The organism is Flavobacterium aestivum (genome assembly GCF_026870175.2).
GTDB classification, from domain to species: domain Bacteria; phylum Bacteroidota; class Bacteroidia; order Flavobacteriales; family Flavobacteriaceae; genus Flavobacterium; species Flavobacterium aestivum.
In genome coordinates this window covers 1005610-1025780 of sequence record NZ_CP113977.2, presented here as the reverse complement: position 1 = coordinate 1025780, position 20171 = coordinate 1005610, and the positions used below count along the sequence as shown (strand labels likewise).

General features: G+C 32.9%; 16 protein-coding genes. 7 read left to right on the top strand and 9 right to left on the bottom strand.

The genetic code is table 11. The annotated features are described in order from the left end of the window. The first annotated feature begins 160 nt into the window (after window positions 1-160). The 5 genes from OZP08_RS04440 (at window position 161) to OZP08_RS04420 (ending at window position 4230) form a co-directional block, all read left to right on the top strand. Entirely contained in the window at window positions 161-1453 is a 1293-nt protein-coding gene (locus OZP08_RS04440) for an aminopeptidase P family protein (RefSeq protein ID WP_268848522.1), read from the top strand. Window positions 1454-1459: 6 nt separating this feature from the next. Next, the gene (locus OZP08_RS04435) at window positions 1460-1876 is read left to right on the top strand and encodes an alpha/beta fold hydrolase (RefSeq protein WP_281323107.1); all 417 of its coding nucleotides are present in this window, start codon (window positions 1460-1462) and stop codon (window positions 1874-1876) included. 2 nt (window positions 1877-1878) lie between these two features. Beyond that, window positions 1879-2361 (top strand): alpha/beta fold hydrolase, encoded by a 483-nt coding sequence (locus OZP08_RS04430; protein WP_268848520.1) that lies wholly within the window; start codon window positions 1879-1881, stop codon window positions 2359-2361. 135 nt (window positions 2362-2496) lie between these two features. After that, window positions 2497-3303, top strand: coding sequence for a TIGR00266 family protein (locus OZP08_RS04425; protein WP_281323106.1), 807 nt, complete (start codon window positions 2497-2499; stop codon window positions 3301-3303). 144 nt (window positions 3304-3447) lie between these two features. Beyond that, a complete protein-coding gene (locus OZP08_RS04420) occupies window positions 3448-4230 on the top strand; it encodes an alpha/beta fold hydrolase (protein ID WP_268848519.1) in 783 nt (260 codons plus the stop codon). On the opposite strand, the gene OZP08_RS04415 is transcribed toward OZP08_RS04420, so the two are convergent. The 5 genes from OZP08_RS04415 to OZP08_RS04395 form a co-directional block, all read right to left on the bottom strand. Then, a complete protein-coding gene (locus OZP08_RS04415; protein ID WP_268848518.1) occupies window positions 4204-4896 on the bottom strand; it encodes an ATP-binding cassette domain-containing protein in 693 nt (230 codons plus the stop codon). The two genes, OZP08_RS04420 and OZP08_RS04415, sit on opposite strands and share 27 nt — an antisense overlap. Window positions 4897-5193: 297 nt before the next feature. Beyond that, window positions 5194-7959, bottom strand: a complete 2766-nt coding sequence (locus OZP08_RS04410; protein ID WP_281323105.1) for a PD-(D/E)XK nuclease family protein — start codon at window positions 7957-7959, stop codon at window positions 5194-5196. Window positions 7960-8022: 63 nt separating this feature from the next. Then, window positions 8023-9480 carry a thrombospondin type 3 repeat-containing protein gene (locus OZP08_RS04405; protein ID WP_268848516.1) on the bottom strand — a complete coding sequence of 486 codons (1458 nt, stop codon included), beginning with the start codon at window positions 9478-9480 and terminating at the stop codon, window positions 8023-8025. Between the two features lie 113 nt (window positions 9481-9593). Next, on the bottom strand, window positions 9594-10787 hold the full coding sequence (kbl, locus tag OZP08_RS04400) for a glycine C-acetyltransferase (protein WP_268848515.1): 1194 nt from the start codon (window positions 10785-10787) through the stop codon (window positions 9594-9596). Between the two features lie 66 nt (window positions 10788-10853). Beyond that, on the bottom strand, window positions 10854-14027 hold the full coding sequence (locus tag OZP08_RS04395) for a UvrD-helicase domain-containing protein (RefSeq protein ID WP_281323104.1): 3174 nt from the start codon (window positions 14025-14027) through the stop codon (window positions 10854-10856). Between the two features lie 281 nt (window positions 14028-14308). On the opposite strand from OZP08_RS04395, the gene OZP08_RS04390 reads away from it, so the two are divergent. Continuing rightward, the gene (locus tag OZP08_RS04390; protein ID WP_268848514.1) at window positions 14309-14917 is read left to right on the top strand and encodes a superoxide dismutase; all 609 of its coding nucleotides are present in this window, start codon (window positions 14309-14311) and stop codon (window positions 14915-14917) included. Between the two features lie 731 nt (window positions 14918-15648). Here the strand turns inward: OZP08_RS04390 and OZP08_RS04385 are convergent. The 4 genes from OZP08_RS04385 to purN all read right to left on the bottom strand — a co-directional run bounded on the left by OZP08_RS04385 (window position 15649) and on the right by purN (window position 19749). Further along, window positions 15649-17547, bottom strand: coding sequence for an amidophosphoribosyltransferase (locus OZP08_RS04385; protein ID WP_281323103.1), 1899 nt, complete (start codon window positions 17545-17547; stop codon window positions 15649-15651). 143 nt (window positions 17548-17690) lie between these two features. Next, the gene (locus OZP08_RS04380) at window positions 17691-18614 is read right to left on the bottom strand and encodes a PfkB family carbohydrate kinase (RefSeq protein WP_281323102.1); all 924 of its coding nucleotides are present in this window, start codon (window positions 18612-18614) and stop codon (window positions 17691-17693) included. Window positions 18615-18689: 75 nt separating this feature from the next. Further along, entirely contained in the window at window positions 18690-19169 is a 480-nt protein-coding gene (gene rnhA / locus OZP08_RS04375; protein ID WP_281323101.1) for a ribonuclease HI, read from the bottom strand. A 10-nt stretch (window positions 19170-19179) separates the two neighbouring features. Further along, on the bottom strand, window positions 19180-19749 hold the full coding sequence (purN, locus tag OZP08_RS04370; RefSeq protein WP_268848512.1) for a phosphoribosylglycinamide formyltransferase: 570 nt from the start codon (window positions 19747-19749) through the stop codon (window positions 19180-19182). 177 nt (window positions 19750-19926) lie between these two features. Between purN and OZP08_RS04365 the strand changes: the two genes are divergently transcribed. After that, the gene (locus tag OZP08_RS04365) at window positions 19927-20163 is read left to right on the top strand and encodes an acyl carrier protein (protein WP_007137004.1); all 237 of its coding nucleotides are present in this window, start codon (window positions 19927-19929) and stop codon (window positions 20161-20163) included. Window positions 20164-20171 lie beyond the last annotated feature (8 nt).

Genomic DNA, 20171 nt, shown 5'->3' with positions numbered 1-20171 from the left:
GCTAATTCCTATCCCTCACACGGCCAAAACAAGGACTTTAGCACAAAAAATTATCATTAGTTTAAACCCCTCATTAAAAACTCAAAAAAAACAACATAAACACTAATTTCATTTTTAAACTTAGTATTTTTGATGATTCAACATCTAAAATCATTCTAAAATGAAATATCATCAAATAGACCGTGCTCTTTTTATAAAAAATCGAGCAAAATTCATGGCTCAAATGAAGCCAAACAGTGTAGCAGTTTTTAATTCAAATGATATTTATCCTATTTCTGCAGATAGTACATTGCCATTTGAACAACATCGCGATATCTTTTATTTATCGGGAGTAGATCAAGAAGAAAGTATCTTATTACTTTTTCCAGATGCCCCTTACGAGAATCAAAGAGAAATGTTATTCCTAAAAGAAACTAGTGAACTTATTGCCATTTGGGAAGGCGAAAAACTAACCAAAGAACGTGCTTTTGAAGTTTCTGGAATTAAAACCGTGTATTGGTTACAAGATTTCGAAAAGGTTTTAAATGAAATGATGACTTACTCAGACATCATGTACATCAATACCAACGAACATTATCGTGCAACAATAGAAACCGAAACACGTGAAGCTCGTTTTATAAAATGGTGGAAAGCCAAATATCCTGCACATCAAGTTGCCAAAAGTAATCCGATATTACAACGCATTCGTTCTGTTAAAGAAACCGAAGAAATAGATTTAATCCAAAATGCTTGTAATATAACCGAAAAAGGTTTCAGAAGATTACTGTCATTTGTAAAACCAAATGTAGCAGAATACGAAATCGAAGCCGAATTGATTCATGAATTTATACGTAATCGCTCAAAAGGTTTTGCTTACACACCAATTATTGCTTCTGGAAATAATGCCAATGTTTTACATTATATTGAAAACAATCAACAATGTAAAGCAGGTGATTTAGTATTACTGGACGTTGCTGCAGAATATGCCAACTATTCTAGTGATATGACTCGTGTGATCCCAGCTTCAGGAAGATTCACTGACAGACAAAAAGACGTTTACAATGCTGTTTTACGCGTTAAGAACGAAGCTACCAAAATGCTTACTCCAGGAACTCTTTGGAAACAATATCATGTAGAAGTTGGTAAAATTATGACTTCTGAATTACTTGGCTTAGGATTAATTGATAAAGCCGATGTACAGAATGAAAACCCAGAATGGCCAGCATACAAAAAATATTTCATGCACGGAACATCACACCACTTGGGATTAAACACACATGACTATGGATTATTACACGAGCCAATGAAAGCCAACATGGTTTTCACCGTTGAGCCAGGAATTTACATCCCTGCCGAAGGTTTCGGAATTCGTTTAGAAGATAATATAGTAATACAAGAAAAAGGAGAACCTATCAACTTAATGAAAAACATCCCGATTGAAGTGGAAGAAATCGAAAGTTTGATGAACTCTTAATATAAGATGATAAAAAAAATATTCTTATTTGTCTTTCTATCTCTTTTTGGGCATTCATTTGCCCAAAAAGATGGTTATTCCAAAAACGAAGATTCAAGTCAAACCTATTATAAAATCTTTGGCAAGGGTACACCAATTTTAATAATAAATGGAGGTCCTGGAATGAATAGTAATGGATTTGAACCTATGGCAAAAATTTTGGCTGAGAAACATCAAACCATTATCTATGACCAAAGAGGAACAGGGAAATCAACCTTAAAAGAGTTAAACGACAAAACAATTTCTATGAAATTAATGGCCGATGATATCGAGTCATTAAGAAAACATTTGAAAATCAAAAAGTGGACAATACTTGGTCATTCTTTTGGTGGAATGTTAGCTTCTTACTATGCCACAATTTACCCAAACACATTGACAAATTAATTTTGTCATCTTCTGGCGGAGTAGATTTAAGCCTATTAAAAGGAGAAAACCTTATCGAAGCTGGTCTAAGCAAAACGGAGAAAGATTCTTTGAACTATTGGAACGATAAAATCGAAAAAGGTGACACGACTTATACTGCAAGAATTGGCAGAGGAAGAGCCATGGCACCCGCTTATGTTTTCGATAAAAAATTTATCCCAATCATTGCTCAAAGATTAACACAAGGCAATTCAACCATAAACTCGTTATTATGGGGTGACATGCAAAAAACAAATTTTGACTGTAAAAACAAGGTTTCAAATTTCAAAAATCCTGTTTTAATCATTCAAGGCGAAGAAGACATCATTAGTCCGGCAATTGGAGAAATTAGTTTAAAAGCATTCCCAAATTCAAAAATGATTCTGCTTGAAAATTGCAAACATTACGGTTGGCTTGATGCAAAAGAAAAGTATTTCAATACAATTGAATCTTTTTTAAAGAGTTAAAATAATTGATTTTATAAATTACAGAAACGGTTTTCAGCAATGGGAGCCGTTTTTTGTTGGCAAAAAATTCTCGCTTGCTTTGTAACATTCTAAATCCACATTCGACTTATTCGGTAAAACAAAATCATATCAATCATGCAAGCACACGAAATAGATTATCAGATTTTTGGAGAAGAAATGCAATATGTAGAAATAGAGCTTGATCCACAAGAAATAGTAATTGCCGAAGCAGGCAGTTTTATGATGATGGAAAACAATATCCAGATGGAAACGATATTTGGAGATGGTTCCGCGCAACAATCAGGTTCAGGCTTGTTTGGTAAACTTCTGAATGCTGGGAAAAGAGTTTTAACAGGCGAAAGCTTGTTCATGACAGCATTTTTAAACCAAGGAAATAGCAAAAGCAAAGTTTCTTTTGCCTCACCATATCCTGGAAAAATTCTTCCGATTGATTTAACACAATTTCAAGGTAAATTTATCTGCCAAAAAAGTTCATTCTTATGTGCGGCCAAAGGCGTTTCGGTTGGAATAGAATTCTCCCAAAAACTAGGTCGCGGTCTATTTGGAGGTGAAGGTTTCATCATGCAAAAAATAGAAGGAGACGGAATGGCATTTGTACATTCTGGAGGAACAATGGCAAAAAAAGAATTAGCTCCTGGCGAAGTCCTAAAAGTAGATACGGGTTGTATTATTGGTTTTACAAAAGACGTAGATTATGACATCGAATTTATAGGCGGTATCAAGAACTCTCTTTTTGGAGGAGAAGGTTTATTTTACGCAACCCTTCGTGGTCCAGGAACTGTTTACATACAATCATTACCTTTCAGCAGATTAGCGGATAGAATCATCGCATCGGCACCAAGATCAGGTGGTAATAGCCGTGAAGAAGGAAGTTTACTTGGCGGACTAGGAAATCTTTTGGATGGTGATAATCGTTTTTAATCTTTTATAAACTACAATTACAAACGGCTTTCAGAAATGAGAGCCGTTTTTTATTTTTACAAAAATGCTTTTCCCAAGTATAGCATTTTGGATTATAAAAAATTATTTTTGCATTTTTAAACTATCAATATAATCTCTGCCCCTTTGGAAACACTTCTCTACAAAAACACACAAATTTCATACTCAGATACTGGAAAAGGAACTGCTGTAGTATTGCTACACGGTTTTCTAGAAAACAAAACCATGTGGGATGTTTATGTTTCTGAATTAAGTAGAAAAAATAGAATCATAACCATCGATTTATTAGGACACGGAGAAACCGAAAGTTTGGGTTATATTCAAACCATGGAAGAAAATGCCGATGTGGTTCACGAAGTTTTATCCAAATTACGAATTAGGAAAGCCATTCTAGTAGGACATTCTATGGGAGGATATGTTGCTCTGGCTTTCGCCGAATTGTATCCAGAAAAAATGAAAGGACTGGTATTACTCAACTCTACCTCCAAAGAAGACAGCCCCGAAAGGAAGAAAAACAGAGACCGAGCCATCAAAGCCGTTAAAAAAGATTATGAAACCTTCATTAGACTTTCTATTGCCAATTTGTTTAGTGAAGAAAGCAGAGAAAAACATATTGTCGAAATAGAAGAAGTAAAAACACAAGCCCTAAAAACACCTTTACAAAGTATTATTGCCTCCCTTGAAGGCATGAAAATAAGAAAAGATCGAGAAGTCCTATTACATACGACTAACTACCCAAAATTATTAATTCTGGGAGAAAAAGACCCAGTTCTGAATTACGAAGAAAATAAAAAACAAATAGAAGATACAGCTGTTGAATTAGTTACTTTTCCAGATGGACATGTGAGTTCTATTGAAAACCAAACTGAATTGCTTGATGTTTTAACTTCTTTTATCAAAATTAGCTAACTTCCCCTCTATCAAATATCCTTTCTCTATTAGCTCTTCTTTGCAAAGCAAATGATGCGCCTTACCTTCTTTGAGTAAAACCAATTTGTTTGACACTTTAATTACATTTTCATAATTATGATCAGAAATAATAATTCCCTTAGTTTTTGAATTCTCAACAATTAATTCATTTACCTTCTCAACCATCAAAGGAGACAAGCCATTATAAGGCTCATCTAGCAAAACAAATTTAGAAGAATTATTGAGAACAATTTTAATTTCTAAATAACGTAATTCTCCTCCAGACAAATTAGAAACTTTCTTATCTAACATTGTCCTAATCATTTCATCTCCACAAAACTCTAGAATCTTCTCTTCTGAGACTGAAAGTTGTATCGCTTTTTTAATTGAGAATACCTTAGGAATACAATTATCTTGTGGCAAATAGCTAATTTCTGCAAATAAATCTTTGGTTTTGGCTTTCACACAACCGTCAATTCTAATGAACTTAAAATCGGCACGGGTTATCCCAAAAATAATCTTTAACAAAGTTGATTTTCCCGAACCATTTCTACCAAGAAGTCCAATAATATCGCTAGTTTCACATTTTAAATAAACATCGGACAATATGTTTTTGTTGTCAAAAGTTTTTTGAATGCTATCAATCTCCAATAAATGATTTTTCAAAATAACTTCCTTATCAAATTAAAAACAAAAACACAAATCACTAAAAAAACAAAAGTAAAGCACCATGAATATACCCAAAGCTGCATTTTGGAAATTTTATTATTGAAATAAAACACATACTCATTTTTAGCATTAACTTCTTTGAAAAGAAAACTTAAACCAAAACCAAAACTGAGAACAGAATAATTAAAAGCCATTAATCCTCCTAAAAGAAAAACTAAAAAGCTAGCAGCTAAATTAATCGCAAGAGTACTTTTAAAAAACTCAAATAAATTACTCCATTTTTTACTCATTCAGTTATATAATTTTTTCTTCAAAAGGAATTGTTACATCCAATATTTCAGTTAATAACAAAATAATTTGTTCCAAATAATTAGATTGTATTTCATCATTTATAATAGCAATACTCTCTTTTTCTTCTTTAAAATTAAAGGGCAAAAAACCTGCTTTTAAATTTTTAAAAGAAATAATTCCCGCTTCTATGGGTTTCCCATTTGCGTTTTCCTCATACATATAGGCATATGCAAGAACCTGAATTATTTTATCATTTTTTATATCTTCCGTCAAACCTTTCCACGACTTAAGCATGACACTAGATTTCTCTACTTTACCCGTTTTGTAATCAATAATTCTGATTATTCCGTTGCGTTCTTCAATCCTATCTACATTTCCTCTAATCAAAACAGGAAAAGGCAAACCTGGGTGTTGCAGCATTCTTTCGAAAGTTTTTTCAAGTTCCAGAATCTTTATAACATCCCCATTTTTGATACTTTCGAGCTCTACTTTCAAGAAGTTAAAAACATTACGCTTTGCTACTTCAAAAGCCAATAAATTCCTTCCTTTCTTTATTTCTCCTTCTTTATAAACCAATTTAAATTGAGTCAAAACTTCAGAGTCAATTCGTTTGATACAATTTTGAATATCAGTTTCTGAAATAAACTTACCAACCAAAGGCTCAAATAAAACCCGCAAAGTCTCATGTATAATTGTCCCCAAAGTATTCAAGGCAATGTTTTCCTCAACCTCTTCGACTTCACTTATTCTCAAAACCTTCTGAAAATAAAACTCAATCGGATTTCGCATATAACTCGTCAGTGCCGAAGGTGAAAAGCCTTTTTCAGCTATTTCCTTCAAACGCGTCATCACCTTCTCCGATTTTGGGATTTTCATTGGCAAATAAGCAGTTTCAGGCAAAACCGCATTATAAATTTCATGGGATAAAATGTGCTTACTTTTTTTCTCTACCTCCAATTGGGTAATGAAGCGACTTTTTTCTCCAGCATCCAGTCCCTCACTTTCGGTATTATACAGTAAATAAATATTTTTAGCACGTTGTAATAAATGATAAAAATGATAAGTATAAATAGCATCTTTCTCTTTGAAAGTAGGCAATCCCAATTCACGCTTCACATCATATGGAATGAAAGAGTTTTGTGATTTACCAGCTGGAAATTTACCTTCATTCATAGAAGTAATAATTACGGTTTCAAAATCCAAAACCCTACTTTCAAGAACCCCCATAATTTGCAAACCATTCAAAGGTTCCCCTTCAAAAGAAACTTCCGCTAAATCAATTACTTGCTTGTAAATTGCATATAATGTATCAATCGTGTCAATTTCTTTATGTTTAGAATAGTAATTAATTAGTTTGTTAATCACTTTAAAAATGGCATAAACAAAAGTTTTGGCTATTTTTTCTTCTTCATTTTCATTATTCAAATTATTCTTCACTTTCAACAACAAACTAGAGATAGTTTCTAAAACTGCAATAGAACCTTTCTCCCATTTTTGAAATACAAGTAAGAATAAATCGCTAGAGTTATCACTTAACTCCAATAACTTATGATGACTGATAAATGTGTAATTATTTTTATTGATAATTCCAACTAAAGCGCTAGTGTTCGCATAAGGTTCAATTAATGGGTGAGTTAATATATCCAATACATCTTTATAATAAAAAACATAGCTGCTATTGCTTCTAGATAATGCATTAGTGTGCATCTTAAATAATTTAGCAATCAGAATTTGAGCTGGATTATTTTTACTCGAATATCCCATGGTAATATTCAAAGCTCCTACAGTATTGGGCAGAGAATACAACAATGGAATCAACAAATTCTCTTCACCTAAAACAATAGCCACCTTATCTAATGTAGCACTTGGATTTTCAATATTGATTTTTTCTATAATACTTCCCGCAATCTTAGCTTGACCAATCGTCTTTGGAGTACCAATAATTTGAATGTTTTTTGTATTCGAAAAATCATCTACAATCCATTCAAAAGGATGTGATTTATAGTGTTTCCAACTTTCTTTAAAACGGCGTACAAATAAACCGGCATCATGATAAGGATCATTTAGAAATGTTTGATCGGCATCCCAATATATTTTTGCCTGATCTGAAGCAATAAGATGTTGAATTATTTTTTCCTCTGAAGCATTCAAAGCATTAAAACCTGCAAAAATAAATTGCTTCCCTAATATTGATTTTGAAAAACTACCAATATTTTTCACCGCTTCCCGATAAATCAAACCTTGATAACCTATTCCATTTTTAAGCAAATGTTCATATAGAGATTGATAATATTTTGGAAGTAATTTCCAAAAATCAATATAATTTTCGAGCAACTGAGTTTTACTTTCAACCTCAATTCCCCATTTTTTGATATCTTCTATATCTTTTAAATACGATAAAACATGATTGGAGTCTAATAGATATCTATCTATTTCATTAAAATCTTGCAATAAAGTTTTTGCCCAATTGGCAAAAATTTCAAAAGACTGTTGATTCTTTTTTTCTGTAATTGACAAATAGACTTCATAAAACTCAAAAAGCAATTCAATTGGGTCGACAGCTCTTATCCCTGCAATACTTTGAACAAAATCTTCAATACTAATAATTTCTGGAGAAAATATATTCCCTTCAGTTTGTTTCTTTAATGCTTCAATAAGAAATATTTTAGCCCTTTTATTAGGCAATACTATAATTGTATCAGCTAATAAATCATTGTATTCTGTTATTATTACTGTTGCAATTTTATCTAGAAAAGAGGTATTTGTCATTTTATAAATATAAAAAAAGCCATTCAATTAAGAATGGCTTTTTAAAATTATTTAGAGTATTGATTACAATTTACCTTCGTAAACTGAACCTATGTGTCTAATTTCTGTTCTTCTGTTAAGTGCTCTACCTTCTTTAGTTTTGTTAGTAGCTACTGGTTTAGTTGAACCAAAACCAGCTGAAGTTAAGTTAGCAGGGTTAACACCTTTTTCAATTAACTTATCCATAACAACTTTAGCTCTATCTTCAGAAAGTTTTTGGTTTACTTTAGCGCTACCAGTGTTATCTGTGTGACCTTCGATAGCAAATTTAGCATTAGGGTAGTTTTTAAGGATTTCTTTAATCGCTTCTAATCTACCATCTGTAGCTCCTTTATCAGCAGTTGCCAATACAGCTTTACCAGTTACGAAGTATACCGCTCTAGCTTGTACTTTAAGTTCTTGTAATACTTGCTCAGTTACTTCTGGACATCCTTTGTTGCTAGCAGGACCAGCTACTGTAGGACAAGCATCTTCTTTGTCGATAACACCATCTTTGTCAGAATCTAATTCAGGACAACCACCATTGCTAGCTGGACCAGCAACTGTAGGACATTTGTCTGAAGCATCAGTAACACCGTCACCGTCTGTATCAGGACATCCTTTAAGTTGTTTTAAACCTGCAACTTCTGGACAAGCATCATCTGGATCAGCTATACCGTCTCCGTCTGTATCAGGACATCCTTGGAATTCAGCTGGACCAGCAATCGTAGGACATTTGTCTGAAGCATCAGTAATACCATCACCGTCTGTATCAGGACAACCATTGAATTGTTTTAAACCTGCAACGTCTGGACAAGCATCATCTTTATCATAGATTCCATCTCCATCAGTATCTTTAGCACCAAACTTGAAAGTAATACCTGCAGAATATTGAGTGTAAGAAGGAGCATCTGGAGTATTAGTTCCAGCATATTGTCTGTCTCCGAAAGATTTTTTGTAAGTTCCCAATAAAGAAAGACCAACGTTTTCAGTAAACCAAAGGTTTAATCCTATTCCAGGATTTACAGTTCCGTAGCTCTCATCTCCTAAGAAAGTATAACCACCACCAACGCTTAAAGTTGGCTCAATTACTTTAGACTTGATTAATTCCATGAAGCTATAAGTAACTGTAGCATCAATACCATAATACATTAAATCTCCAGGATTTACAACTGCATAATCATTAGGTCCATTAAGAGTTTTTCCTGCAACTGGCACTACAAATCTATCAATTTGGTTGATAGACCCTGTAAGTCCAACGATAAATCCACTTCCTACGTATCTAGAAGCGTTAATATAAGAAACTGAAGGAAGAATGTTCCAGTTATCACTTACCATAAAAGGTTGATCAAAATGACTCATAAAGTCATCACCAGCACTAGATCTGTAGTCAATCGCGTTAACTCCAAAACCGATAGCCCATTTATTGTCCCTGTCTTGCGCTTGAGAACTTAATCCCACTGCCATAGTTACAGCAACTAAAAGTTTGTTAAGATGTTTCATACTTTGTTTTTTTAATTACAATTTAGTTAATTTAGGAACAAAAATAGTACGATTTTATTTAACATCAAAATAAAATGTTAAATAAAACATTCAAACAAGGCAAAAATTAACACTTATATTACATTAAAAGTCTGTCCTACAGTTATAAATGCCTGAATGGCTTTATCCAAATGTTCCTTAGAATGTGCCGCAGATAATTGCACTCTTATCCTAGCTTTGTCTTTAGGTACCACTGGAAAAAAGAAGCCAATTACATAAATTCCTTCCTTTAGAAGTTCATTTGCCATAGACTGTGCTAATTTAGCATCATAAAGCATTACTGGCACAATAGCAGAATCTCCATCTATTATATCAAAACCTGCTTTTTTCATTCCTGCTTTGAAATAATTAGTATTCCATTCTAACTTATCTCTAAGTGTAGTATCTTTTTCTAACAATTCAAACACCTTAATAGATGCACCAACAATAGCAGGAGCTAATGAATTTGAAAATAAATATGGTCTTGAACGTTGACGCAACAATTCTATTATTTCCTTCTTAGCGGTTGTATATCCGCCCATGGCTCCTCCCAATGCTTTCCCTAAAGTTCCTGTAATAATATCTACACGTCCCATTACACCTTTAGCTTCAAGGGTTCCTTTTCCTGTTGCTCCTATAAATCCTGCTGCATGACATTCATCAACCATAACCAAGGCATCATACTTATCCGCTAGGTCACATATTTTATCTAATGGCGCCACAACTCCATCCATAGAGAAGACACCATCAGTAACTATTATTTTAAAGCGAGCTCCAGCAGCATTAGCTTTTATCAATTGCTGCTCTAGATCTTCCATATTACTATTTTCATAGCGGTATCTGGCCGATTTACACAAACGCACCCCGTCTATTATAGACGCATGATTCAAACTATCTGAGATAATAGCATCGTTTTCTCCAAACAACGGCTCAAACACCCCTCCGTTTGCATCAAAAGCCGCTGCATATAATATAGTATCTTCAGTTCCATAAAAATCGGCTATCTTTTTTTCTAATGTTTTATGAATATCTTGTGTCCCACAAATAAAACGAACTGATGACATTCCAAAACCATGAGTATCCAAAGCATCTTTAGCTGCTTGCACCACTTCTAGATGTGAAGACAGCCCTAAATAATTATTGGCACAAAAATTTAAAACTGTTTCTCCTGTTGAAATGGTAATTTCAGCCCCTTGTGGAGAAGTAATAATTCTTTCTTTTTTGAAAATTCCGTTTTCTTCAATAGCTTGAAGCTCTGACTGAAGGTGTTGTTGTATTTTTCCGTACATTTTTATTTAATTAAAATTAAGACTTATGGATTTAAAAACCTTTTACTATTATATTTTATTAATTGCTCACAAATGTACTACATCAATATTGACTCCTATATATACAAGTGCTTTTTTTACAACTTTATAGCCCATTTTTTCAATTGCATTTTGATAATTTTCCAATTGTCGATGATATTTTGCATTTGGAAGCCCCGTTTTATAGTCTAATAAAAAAACTTCTTTTGCTTTATTAATCACCATTCGATCTGGCTTAATCACACCTCCCTCTTTTTGAATGATGGTTTTCTCATTTAAAACTTCGTTCCCTTCAGCAAAATGTTCCGTCAATTCCTGATGATTCAGAATTTCAATAATAGTACTATAAACAACTTCTTTTTGCAGAGTCGTAATTAGTCCATTTTCAATTGCTTTAGCAATAGCCAATTCTATATCACTCTTTGTTTCTATAAAAGAAAGTATTTCATGCACTACATTCCCAAATTCTATGGCTTCGAGCTGGTGTGTTCCCCACATTAATGCCTCTCTTTGGGCTATTTTTATATTTCTTGGATTCAGTACCTCAGAAACTACTGGAATACTTTTGGTAGTATCAATATGCTTCTCTTTTACAGACAACTTTACAGATTTCCCAAATTTATATTCTAATTGATTTTCATCATAAAAACCTTTTTGTATCAAAAATTTTATAAAAAATGAAGCCATATTGTTTGGATACTCTCCATCTTTTCTGGGTTTTACATTTTGAGAAATAACATACAATTGTTCTTCAGCTCTAGTTAAAGCCACATACAACACATTAATATTATCTAATAATTCTTCTTGCTTTTTTAAATTATAAACAACCGAAGCTTCTTCTCCAAATTCTTCTATAGCACTGCTATTGTCTACTAACACTTTTGGCATATCAAAATCTTGTTCTTCTGAATTCAGCCATAACTTATCTTTCGGTTTTCTATTATAATCTTCTTCGGCAAAAGGCATTATTACAACTGGAAATTCCAATCCTTTTGATTTATGAATAGTCATTATTCGAACCGCATTCGTCCCTTCGGGAGAAGGAATGCTAAACTTCTCTGAGTTTTTATCCCAATAATTTAGAAAATCAGAAATTCCAGCTTGATTGCGTACATCTCGTTCGAGAACAATATCTAAAAAATATTGTACATAAGCTGTTCCCGAAGGAAGTGTATCCAGATTCTCATTGGTTTTTAAAAACTTTGAAATAATAATCTCAACTGCTTCATACAATGATTTTTTTCTAATGTTTTGAAAAGAAAGTTCTATACTGCAGTTTTCGAGCCATTTTTCGAAAGCAGCTTCTTCTTTTATGTCCATTCCTTTGGCTATAAAATCATGAACAGGCAATTCATCTTGTTTATTTTGAGCTAAATATTGCAAGAAGTTAGCCTTTGACTCCAAATCCGAACTATTCTTCAAATATTTTAATGTATGAATAATCAATTGAACTTCGGTTGCATTTTGAATCATCAATGTTTCGGAAGACAAAAGCGGGATGCCTTGTTCTGTTAAATAATTCGCAATCGCAATTCCTTGACTTCGCTTTCTAGTTAGAATTACAATATCTTTATATTCAAATCCTTCGCTAATTACTTTTTGAATAGTATTTAGCGTTGCCAAAACATACAAATCTGTTTTATCTAATGTATCTTCATCCTCTTCTGAAGATTCAATTTCTGGCAAAAAAGAAATATTCACATAACCACCCACCTTATTATTTATCTTCTGATAGCTATGATTTTCGTATAAATCTTTATAATCTGTATTGCTAAATTCATTGGACAATAGTTGAAAAAAATCATTATTAAACTCAATCACTTGAGAATAACTTCTGTAATTTTTATCTAAATGTTCCAGTTTTTTATCAGGATTACTAAAAGGATTCTGATCTTTACTCAACTCTATAAACTGTTCAGCTTTTCCTCCACGCCAACGATAAATAGATTGTTTGGGATCTCCCACAATCATTAAGGTTCCTTTTTGCCCAAAATCATCTTGACCAGAAAGCGCATTATCAATAAGCGGAATCAAGTTTTGCCATTGCATTTCGGAAGTATCCTGAAATTCGTCAATAAAAAAGTGACGATAACGCTCTCCTAACCGTTCATATATAAAAGGAGCAGGCTGGTTTTGGATTTCTCGGTGAATTATGGCATTGAACTCAGATATCGAAAGTATGTTTTGTTCGTTTTGAATTTTTTCCAATTCATTACTAACCGTGTTTAATAATGAAAGAGGTGTAATATTTTTCAAAAAGGCTTTATAGAAATTTCGTTTTTCGAAATTCTTGTAAATTTCTACAAGACTTTGCAATAAATCCGGTATGATATTTTCTATTAACGCTCGATCTTTTGCTGTTTTATTGATTGCAATATCATCAAACTCCCTAAACATCTTGTTTTTTGGATTAAATTTCCCATCCGCTATACTTTGAAGATGATTAGGAAAAGTTCCTCTGGAGAATGATTTCAAATCAATTCCGTTTCTATCAATTAGCAATAATAATTCGCTAGCACTAGTAGCATTTTCATTTTCCAAATCCTTACAGAGTTGAACTAATTTTTCTTTTACCGCTATAAAATCACGTATTGATTTATCATGAAAATGTACAATTTCATTTCGATTATTTTCATTCAGCACTAATTTTCCTGTTTCTAAAATCTCCCGCGAAATGTCCCAAGATTTATCATCATCGGTTTTTTCCATCGTGAAATCGATCAGTAATTTCGTCAACGTTTCATCTTCACCTGCTTGTGCAATAATGGCATCAACCGCTTCTATCAGCAGATTTTCGGTATCCAAAGTTACCTCGAAAGTCATGGGCAATCCCAAATCATGCGCGAAAGCACGAATCACTTTATGAGTAAATTTATCAATCGTAGATATATCAAAAGCAGCATAATTATGAATAATATGCTTGATAATTTGTTGCGATTTGGTTTTAATCTCAATTAAAGAGAGTCCCGTATCTATAGACAGATCCTGCATTAAATCCGATGCTTTAGAATTGGGTTCGTCTTTAGCAAATTCAGACAGACTTCCTACGATTCTGCTTTTCATTTCGTGCACCGCCTTGTTGGTAAACGTTATGGCCAGAATATTTCGGTAAGCATCATTCTTGTTTGCCGTGAGAATAATTCTAAGATATTCTTTTACAAGAGCATATGTTTTTCCGGATCCTGCAGAGGCATCATATATAGCAAAAGAAGGTCTTTCCATCGAGATTTTTGATTTATGATTTTAGATTTCTGATTTACACTAAGACTTCTTCAAAGCTCAAATGCCATAGCCCCGATAGAAGCGGCATCCTTTATGTTTTTTCTTTAAAAACATAAAGATATAGCAGATAGCGGGAAATGGCTCCTAACTATTTTGATCAATATAATCAGAATTGTACTATCATTTTATTTGATGAAATTATAACGAAATAGAATTTTCAATTCCAAAGTTAAATGTTTAATTTTGATTAAAATATTTATAAATCATTAAACAACTATATTATGGCTTTTGAATTACCACAATTACCTTATGCGTATGACGCATTAGAACCTCATATTGATGCACGTACAATGGAAATTCACCATTCAAAGCACCACAATGCTTACACAACAAATTTGAATGCAGCTATTGCTGGAACTGATTTGGAAGGGAAAACAATTGAAAATATCTTAATCAATTTAGATAAAACTAATGCTGCAGTACGTAATAATGGTGGTGGTTTTTACAATCACAACTTATTTTGGACTGTTATGGCTCCAAACGGTGGTGGATTACCAACTGGTGAATTGCTAGCCGCTATTGAAAGTTCCTTTGGTTCTTTTGACGAATTTAAGGCAAAATTTTCTAAAGCTGGTGCTACTCAATTTGGTTCTGGATGGGCTTGGTTATGTGTACAAAAAGGCGGTAAACTTGACGTTTGCGGAACTCCTAATCAAGACAATCCATTGATGCCAGAAGTAGGTTGTGGAGGAACTCCAATTTTAGGAATGGATGTTTGGGAGCATGCTTACTACTTGCATTATCAAAATAGAAGACCAGATTATATTGAAGCTTTCTTCAACGTAATTAACTGGACTGAAGTAGCTAGACGTTTTGCTTTAGAGAAATAGAAAAATAATAGACTCTTAAATGATAGACGAATTGACTAAAAAGTTGGTTCGTCTATTTTTTTTATAATTTATTTTCTATTCTCACATTTTGAGACTTTATTCCAATAAAAAAGGTGGAATTTACTTCCACCCTTTTTGCCCCAAATCTACCATAAACTTAACCTACTAAAATTATGGTATGTAAATGTACTTCGATAGCGCAGATTTTTAAAATATACTCGACGAATGCCCTATAAAGTCGTTGATTTACTATAATATTGATTTTCAATATCATTTTTTGAAAAAATATTCAAGAAAACTAAAATATTTTATAAAAATCTTGCTCTAATTATTTGATTTAAGCCCAATAAAAAAGGTGGAATTTCTTCCACCCTTTTTGCCCCAAATCTACCATAAACTTAACCTACTAAAATCATGGTAGTCAAATGTACATCGATAAAAGATTTATTAAAAATATACTCGATGAATGTCCTATAATTTCGTTTAATGGGTAATCGTTTAATTATCAGCATTATATAGATAAATTCCCTATACAAGAAAAGAAATCCTTTATTAAATTACTTAACTTTTTCCCAATAAAAAAGGTGGAATTTCACTTCCACCCTTTTTGCCCCAAATCTACCATAAACTTAACCTACTAAAATTATGGTGGTCAAATATACTTTGTCATTCAAGACTATAAAAATAAATCCGATAAAGTACCAGAAAAACCGTTTATCGAAGTTTTACTATTAATATGCTCTAGCATCTTTACCTTCGTAGAAATTCATAAATGCTCGATTTACTACACGATTACCTCCTGGTGTTGGGTAATCTCCTGTAAAATACCAATCTCCAAGATTCTTTGGACATGCAATATGTAAATCTTCAACAGTTTGAAAAATAATTTTTACTTCGGCATTGATATCTGAAGAGCTTAACATTTCAGCAATTTTATCTGATATTTCTTGAGCTGTAAAAGGAGCATATATAGCAGTCACATAATTTACAACTTCGCTATCTTTAAAATTTTCTTGTGCTTTACATTTAGCATACACTTCATCAACGATGTGATATAAGTTTCTTTCTTTCAATAATTCCAATGCAGCTCTAAAGGCAACCAATCCTTCCAATTTTGCCATATCAATTCCATAGCAATCCGGAAAACGAATTTGAGGCGCAGAAGAAACAATTACAATTCTCTTTGGATTCAAACGATCCATCATTTTGATAATACTCATTTTAAGAGTTGTTCCCCTTACAATACTATCATCTATAATAACAAGATTATCTGTTGGTTTAATTACACCATATGTAACATCATAAACGTGAGCCACTAAATCATCTCTACTGCTATCTTCAGTAATAAAGGTTCTTAATTTAGCATCTTTTATAGCTACTTTTTCGGTTCTAATTTTTACGGAAAGTAATTTCTCTAAAGTATCATCACTCAAAAGATCTTTATTTTCAAGAATGAAATTTTTCTTTCTTTGATTCAAGAAATCTTGTGCAGCCTCAACCAATCCGTAAAAAGAAGTTTCGGCTGTATTAGGAATATAAGAGAAAACCGTATTGTCTGTATCGTTATCTATTGACTCCAATACTGCTGGCAAAATAAGTTTCCCTAAGTCTTTTCTTTCTTGATAGATTTCTGCATCACTCCCTCTAGAAAAATAAATGCGTTCAAAAGAACAAGCTTTCTTAACCGTTGGTTCCAAGATTTGATTCATGGTAACCTTTCCGTTTTTCTTAATAATTAAGGCACTTCCCGGATCAATCTCTTGCACTTTATCAAAAGGAACATTGAAAACAGTTTGTATTACTGGTCGCTCTGAAGCCACCACCACAATCTCATCATCTTGATAAAAATAAGCTGGGCGGATTCCTGCCGGATCTCTAAAAACAAAAGCATCTCCATGACCTAAAAGACCGGCCATAGCATATCCTCCGTCAAGATTTTTGGAAGAACGCGCCAATATTTTAGCAACATCTAATCGTTCTGCAATTACAGGTGAAGCTTCTCTTTTAGACAATCCTTCCGCTTTACAATCTTGATACAATTGCATCACTTCTTTGTCTAGAAAATGACCAATTTTTTCCATTACTGTAACCGTATCTGCCATCTCTTTAGGATGTTGTCCTAATTCAACTAAATTTTGAAAAAGCTCTTTTACATTGGTCATGTTAAAATTACCTGCCAAAATTAAGTTACGGTGCATCCAGTTACTCTGACGTAAAAATGGGTGTACACTTTCAATACTATTTTTACCAAAAGTTCCGTAACGAACGTGACCTAAAAACAATTCTCCTACATAAGGAATATTTGATTTTAGTTGTGCCATATCATCCGCATATTCCGGATGTGCCACCATCTCTTCGTTTATTCTTTCATTAATTTGTTTAAAAACATCTTGGATGGGTTGAGCATGATTGGAACGTACACGACTTATGTATCTTTCCCCAGGTTCGACATCCAATTTAATACTTGCAAAACCAGCACCATCTTGACCACGGTTGTGCTGTTTTTCCATAAGCAAATACATTTTTTGTATGCCATAGAAAGCAGTTCCGTATTTTTCCTTATAGAATTCAAGAGGCTTAAGAAGTCTAACTAAAGCTATACCACATTCATGTTTTAAAGCGTCGCTCATTGTGTTTTTGTTTGTAGTTAATTTGGTATTTAAAAGGTAAACATTTTTATTTTTATCATTAAAATACGAAACAAGCTCGTACTTTTCTCATAAAAATTTTCTGTATTAATTAAAAAAAGCCCCGTTTGAGAGGCTTTAGATTATTATAATTCTATATCAAACTGTGTCAAAGATTTAAACTGTTGTAATCTTGAGACCACTTCTTTTTTGTCTAAATCAATCATTCTTTCAGTTCCAAATTTCTCAACACTAAAGGAAGCTAAATTAGAACCTTGAATTACTGCATTTTTCATATTCTCAAAAGAAACATTTTCGCTTTGAGCAATAAACCCGGCAAAACCTCCAGCGAAAGTATCTCCTGCTCCAGTTGGATCAAAAACCTCTTCTAATGGTAATGCTGGTGCAAAGAATATTTTTTCTCCATGAAACAATAATGCTCCATGTTCTCCTTTTTTAATTACAATATATTTAGGTCCCATTGTATGGATTTTGGCTGCAGCCTTAACCAAAGAATATTCCCCTGAAAGTTGACGGGCTTCTTCGTCATTAATTGTAATAACATCTACACGTTTAATTATATCCAGTAATTCTGGTAAAGCACAGTCCATCCAAAAGTTCATAGTATCTAAAACTACTAACTTAGGTTTGGTCTCCATTTGATCCAAAACACTACTTTGTACTAATGGATGTAGATTTCCTAACATCACAATTTCGGCATTTTTATAATCTTGAGGAACTTTTGGTTGAAAATCAGCCAAAACATTAAGTTCCGTTACTAACGTATCTCTTGAATTCAAATCATTATGATATAATCCACTCCAAAAGAATGTTTTCCCTCCTTTGACAACTTCAATTCCAGAAATGTCAATATTTCTTTCTACTAATAAGTCTAGGTATTCTTGAGGAAAGTCATCTCCAACTACAGAAACTATAGCTGATTGTAGCTTAAAAAAAGAAGCTGAGATTCCAATATACGTTGCTGCTCCACCAAGAATTTTATCTGTTTTTCCAAAAGGAGTTTCAATTGCGTCGAAAGCTACTGTTCCAACAATCAATAATTTATTCATTATATGAGTTTCGAATTAAGGTGCAAAGGTACTTCATAAGTTGCAATATTGCAAAGGGTCATGCTCTCAAAGTTTTCATAAAAATTTACCCTCTTCTTTTTCATAAAAAGCATCAATGGAAAGTTCTTTTTGCATCGACGCCATAACGGCCAATTCATCACATCTTTCGTTTTGAGAATGGTTATTATGTCCTTTAATCCATTTAAAATCTACTTGATGCTTTCTATAAACAATTAGAAAGCGTTTCCAAAGGTCTGGGTTTTTTTTTCCTACAAACCCTTTTTTTTCCCATCCAAAAACCCATTTTTTTTGTACAGAATCTACAACATACTTAGAGTCCGAGATTACTAAAACTGTCGTATTCTCTTTCTTTAATTTTTCTAAGCCTACAATAACAGCCAACAATTCCATTCTATTATTGGTTGTATGCCTAAAACCCTCATAGAACTCTTTTTTATACGGTTTCCCAACCCACTCCATAACCACTCCATAACCTCCGTTTCCGGGGTTTCCTTTGGCAGCACCATCTGTATATATATGTACGTCGTAATTCAACAGCTAAGATTTAAAGATTATTTAGAAGTAATTTTTCTATTTCCTCCGGGAAATGTTTTTGCTCTAATATATGAATTTTTGCAGCTACATCATCAGGAGTATCTGTTTCTGACAAAGCAACACTTTGCTGAAAAATAACATTTCCTTCATCATAATTTTCATTTACATAATGAATAGTAATCCCAGTTTCTTTTTCATTATTTGCAACAACAGCATTATGAATATGCATCCCGTACATTCCTTTTCCTCCATATTTAGGAAGCAGAGCTGGATGTATATTTATAATTTGATTAGGATAAACTTCTATTATGTTTTCTGGAAATTTCAACAAAAAACCAGCAAGAACGATTAAATCTGGCTGAATTGCATTTAAATTTTGTAGTACTTTTCCTGAATTTAAGTCGTCTTTAGGAAAAATTACCGTTGGTACATCCAGTTTTTTTGCTCTTTCAATAACTTTTGCATTAGCATTATTTGTAAAAACCGCAACTACATTTCCTGTATTCTTAGTAGAAAAATACTTGATAACGTTTTCGGCGTTAGTCCCCGATCCAGAAGCAAAAACCACAATTTTTTTCATAATTTAATTCATTATTTTATGCAAAAAAAGGAATAAAAATTGAAAATAAAGTAGGATTGAGAAATCTTTACAAAATAAATTTTATAAATTAGTACTCATATTTATTCACTAAATAGTTGTTTTAAAATAAAGTTGTTTTATTTTTGCCAACAAATTAAATTCTAAAATTAAAAGATTATGTCAGACATTGCATCAAGAGTAAAAGCGATTATCGTAGACAAATTAGGTGTTGACGAAAACGAAGTTGTAACAGAAGCAAGCTTCACTAATGATTTAGGAGCTGACTCATTAGACACTGTTGAGCTTATTATGGAGTTCGAAAAAGAATTTGATATCCAAATTCCAGACGATCAAGCAGAAAACATCGCTACTGTAGGTCAAGCTATCTCTTACATCGAGGAAGCTAAGAAATAATAATTAAA

Bases quoted from the DNA above. Each gene is read 5' to 3' on its own strand.
- OZP08_RS04440 (WP_268848522.1), top strand. From the start codon at position 161: ATGAAATATCATCAAATAGACCGTGCTCTTTTTATAAAAAATCGAGCA.
- OZP08_RS04385 (WP_281323103.1), bottom strand. From the start codon at position 17,547: ATGAGCGACGCTTTAAAACATGAATGTGGTATAGCTTTAGTTAGACTT.
- OZP08_RS04380 (WP_281323102.1), bottom strand. From the start codon at position 18,614: ATGAATAAATTATTGATTGTTGGAACAGTAGCTTTCGACGCAATTGAA.
- OZP08_RS04365 (WP_007137004.1), top strand. From the start codon at position 19,927: ATGTCAGACATTGCATCAAGAGTAAAAGCGATTATCGTAGACAAATTA.
- purN (WP_268848512.1), bottom strand. From the start codon at position 19,749: ATGAAAAAAATTGTGGTTTTTGCTTCTGGATCGGGGACTAACGCCGAA.
- OZP08_RS04425 (WP_281323106.1), top strand. From the start codon at position 2,497: ATGCAAGCACACGAAATAGATTATCAGATTTTTGGAGAAGAAATGCAA.
- kbl (WP_268848515.1), bottom strand. From the start codon at position 10,787: ATGTACGGAAAAATACAACAACACCTTCAGTCAGAGCTTCAAGCTATT.
- OZP08_RS04395 (WP_281323104.1), bottom strand. From the start codon at position 14,027: ATGGAAAGACCTTCTTTTGCTATATATGATGCCTCTGCAGGATCCGGA.
- OZP08_RS04390 (WP_268848514.1), top strand. From the start codon at position 14,309: ATGGCTTTTGAATTACCACAATTACCTTATGCGTATGACGCATTAGAA.
- OZP08_RS04405 (WP_268848516.1), bottom strand. From the start codon at position 9,480: ATGAAACATCTTAACAAACTTTTAGTTGCTGTAACTATGGCAGTGGGA.
- OZP08_RS04435 (WP_281323107.1), top strand. From the start codon at position 1,460: ATGATAAAAAAAATATTCTTATTTGTCTTTCTATCTCTTTTTGGGCAT.
- OZP08_RS04410 (WP_281323105.1), bottom strand. From the start codon at position 7,959: ATGACAAATACCTCTTTTCTAGATAAAATTGCAACAGTAATAATAACA.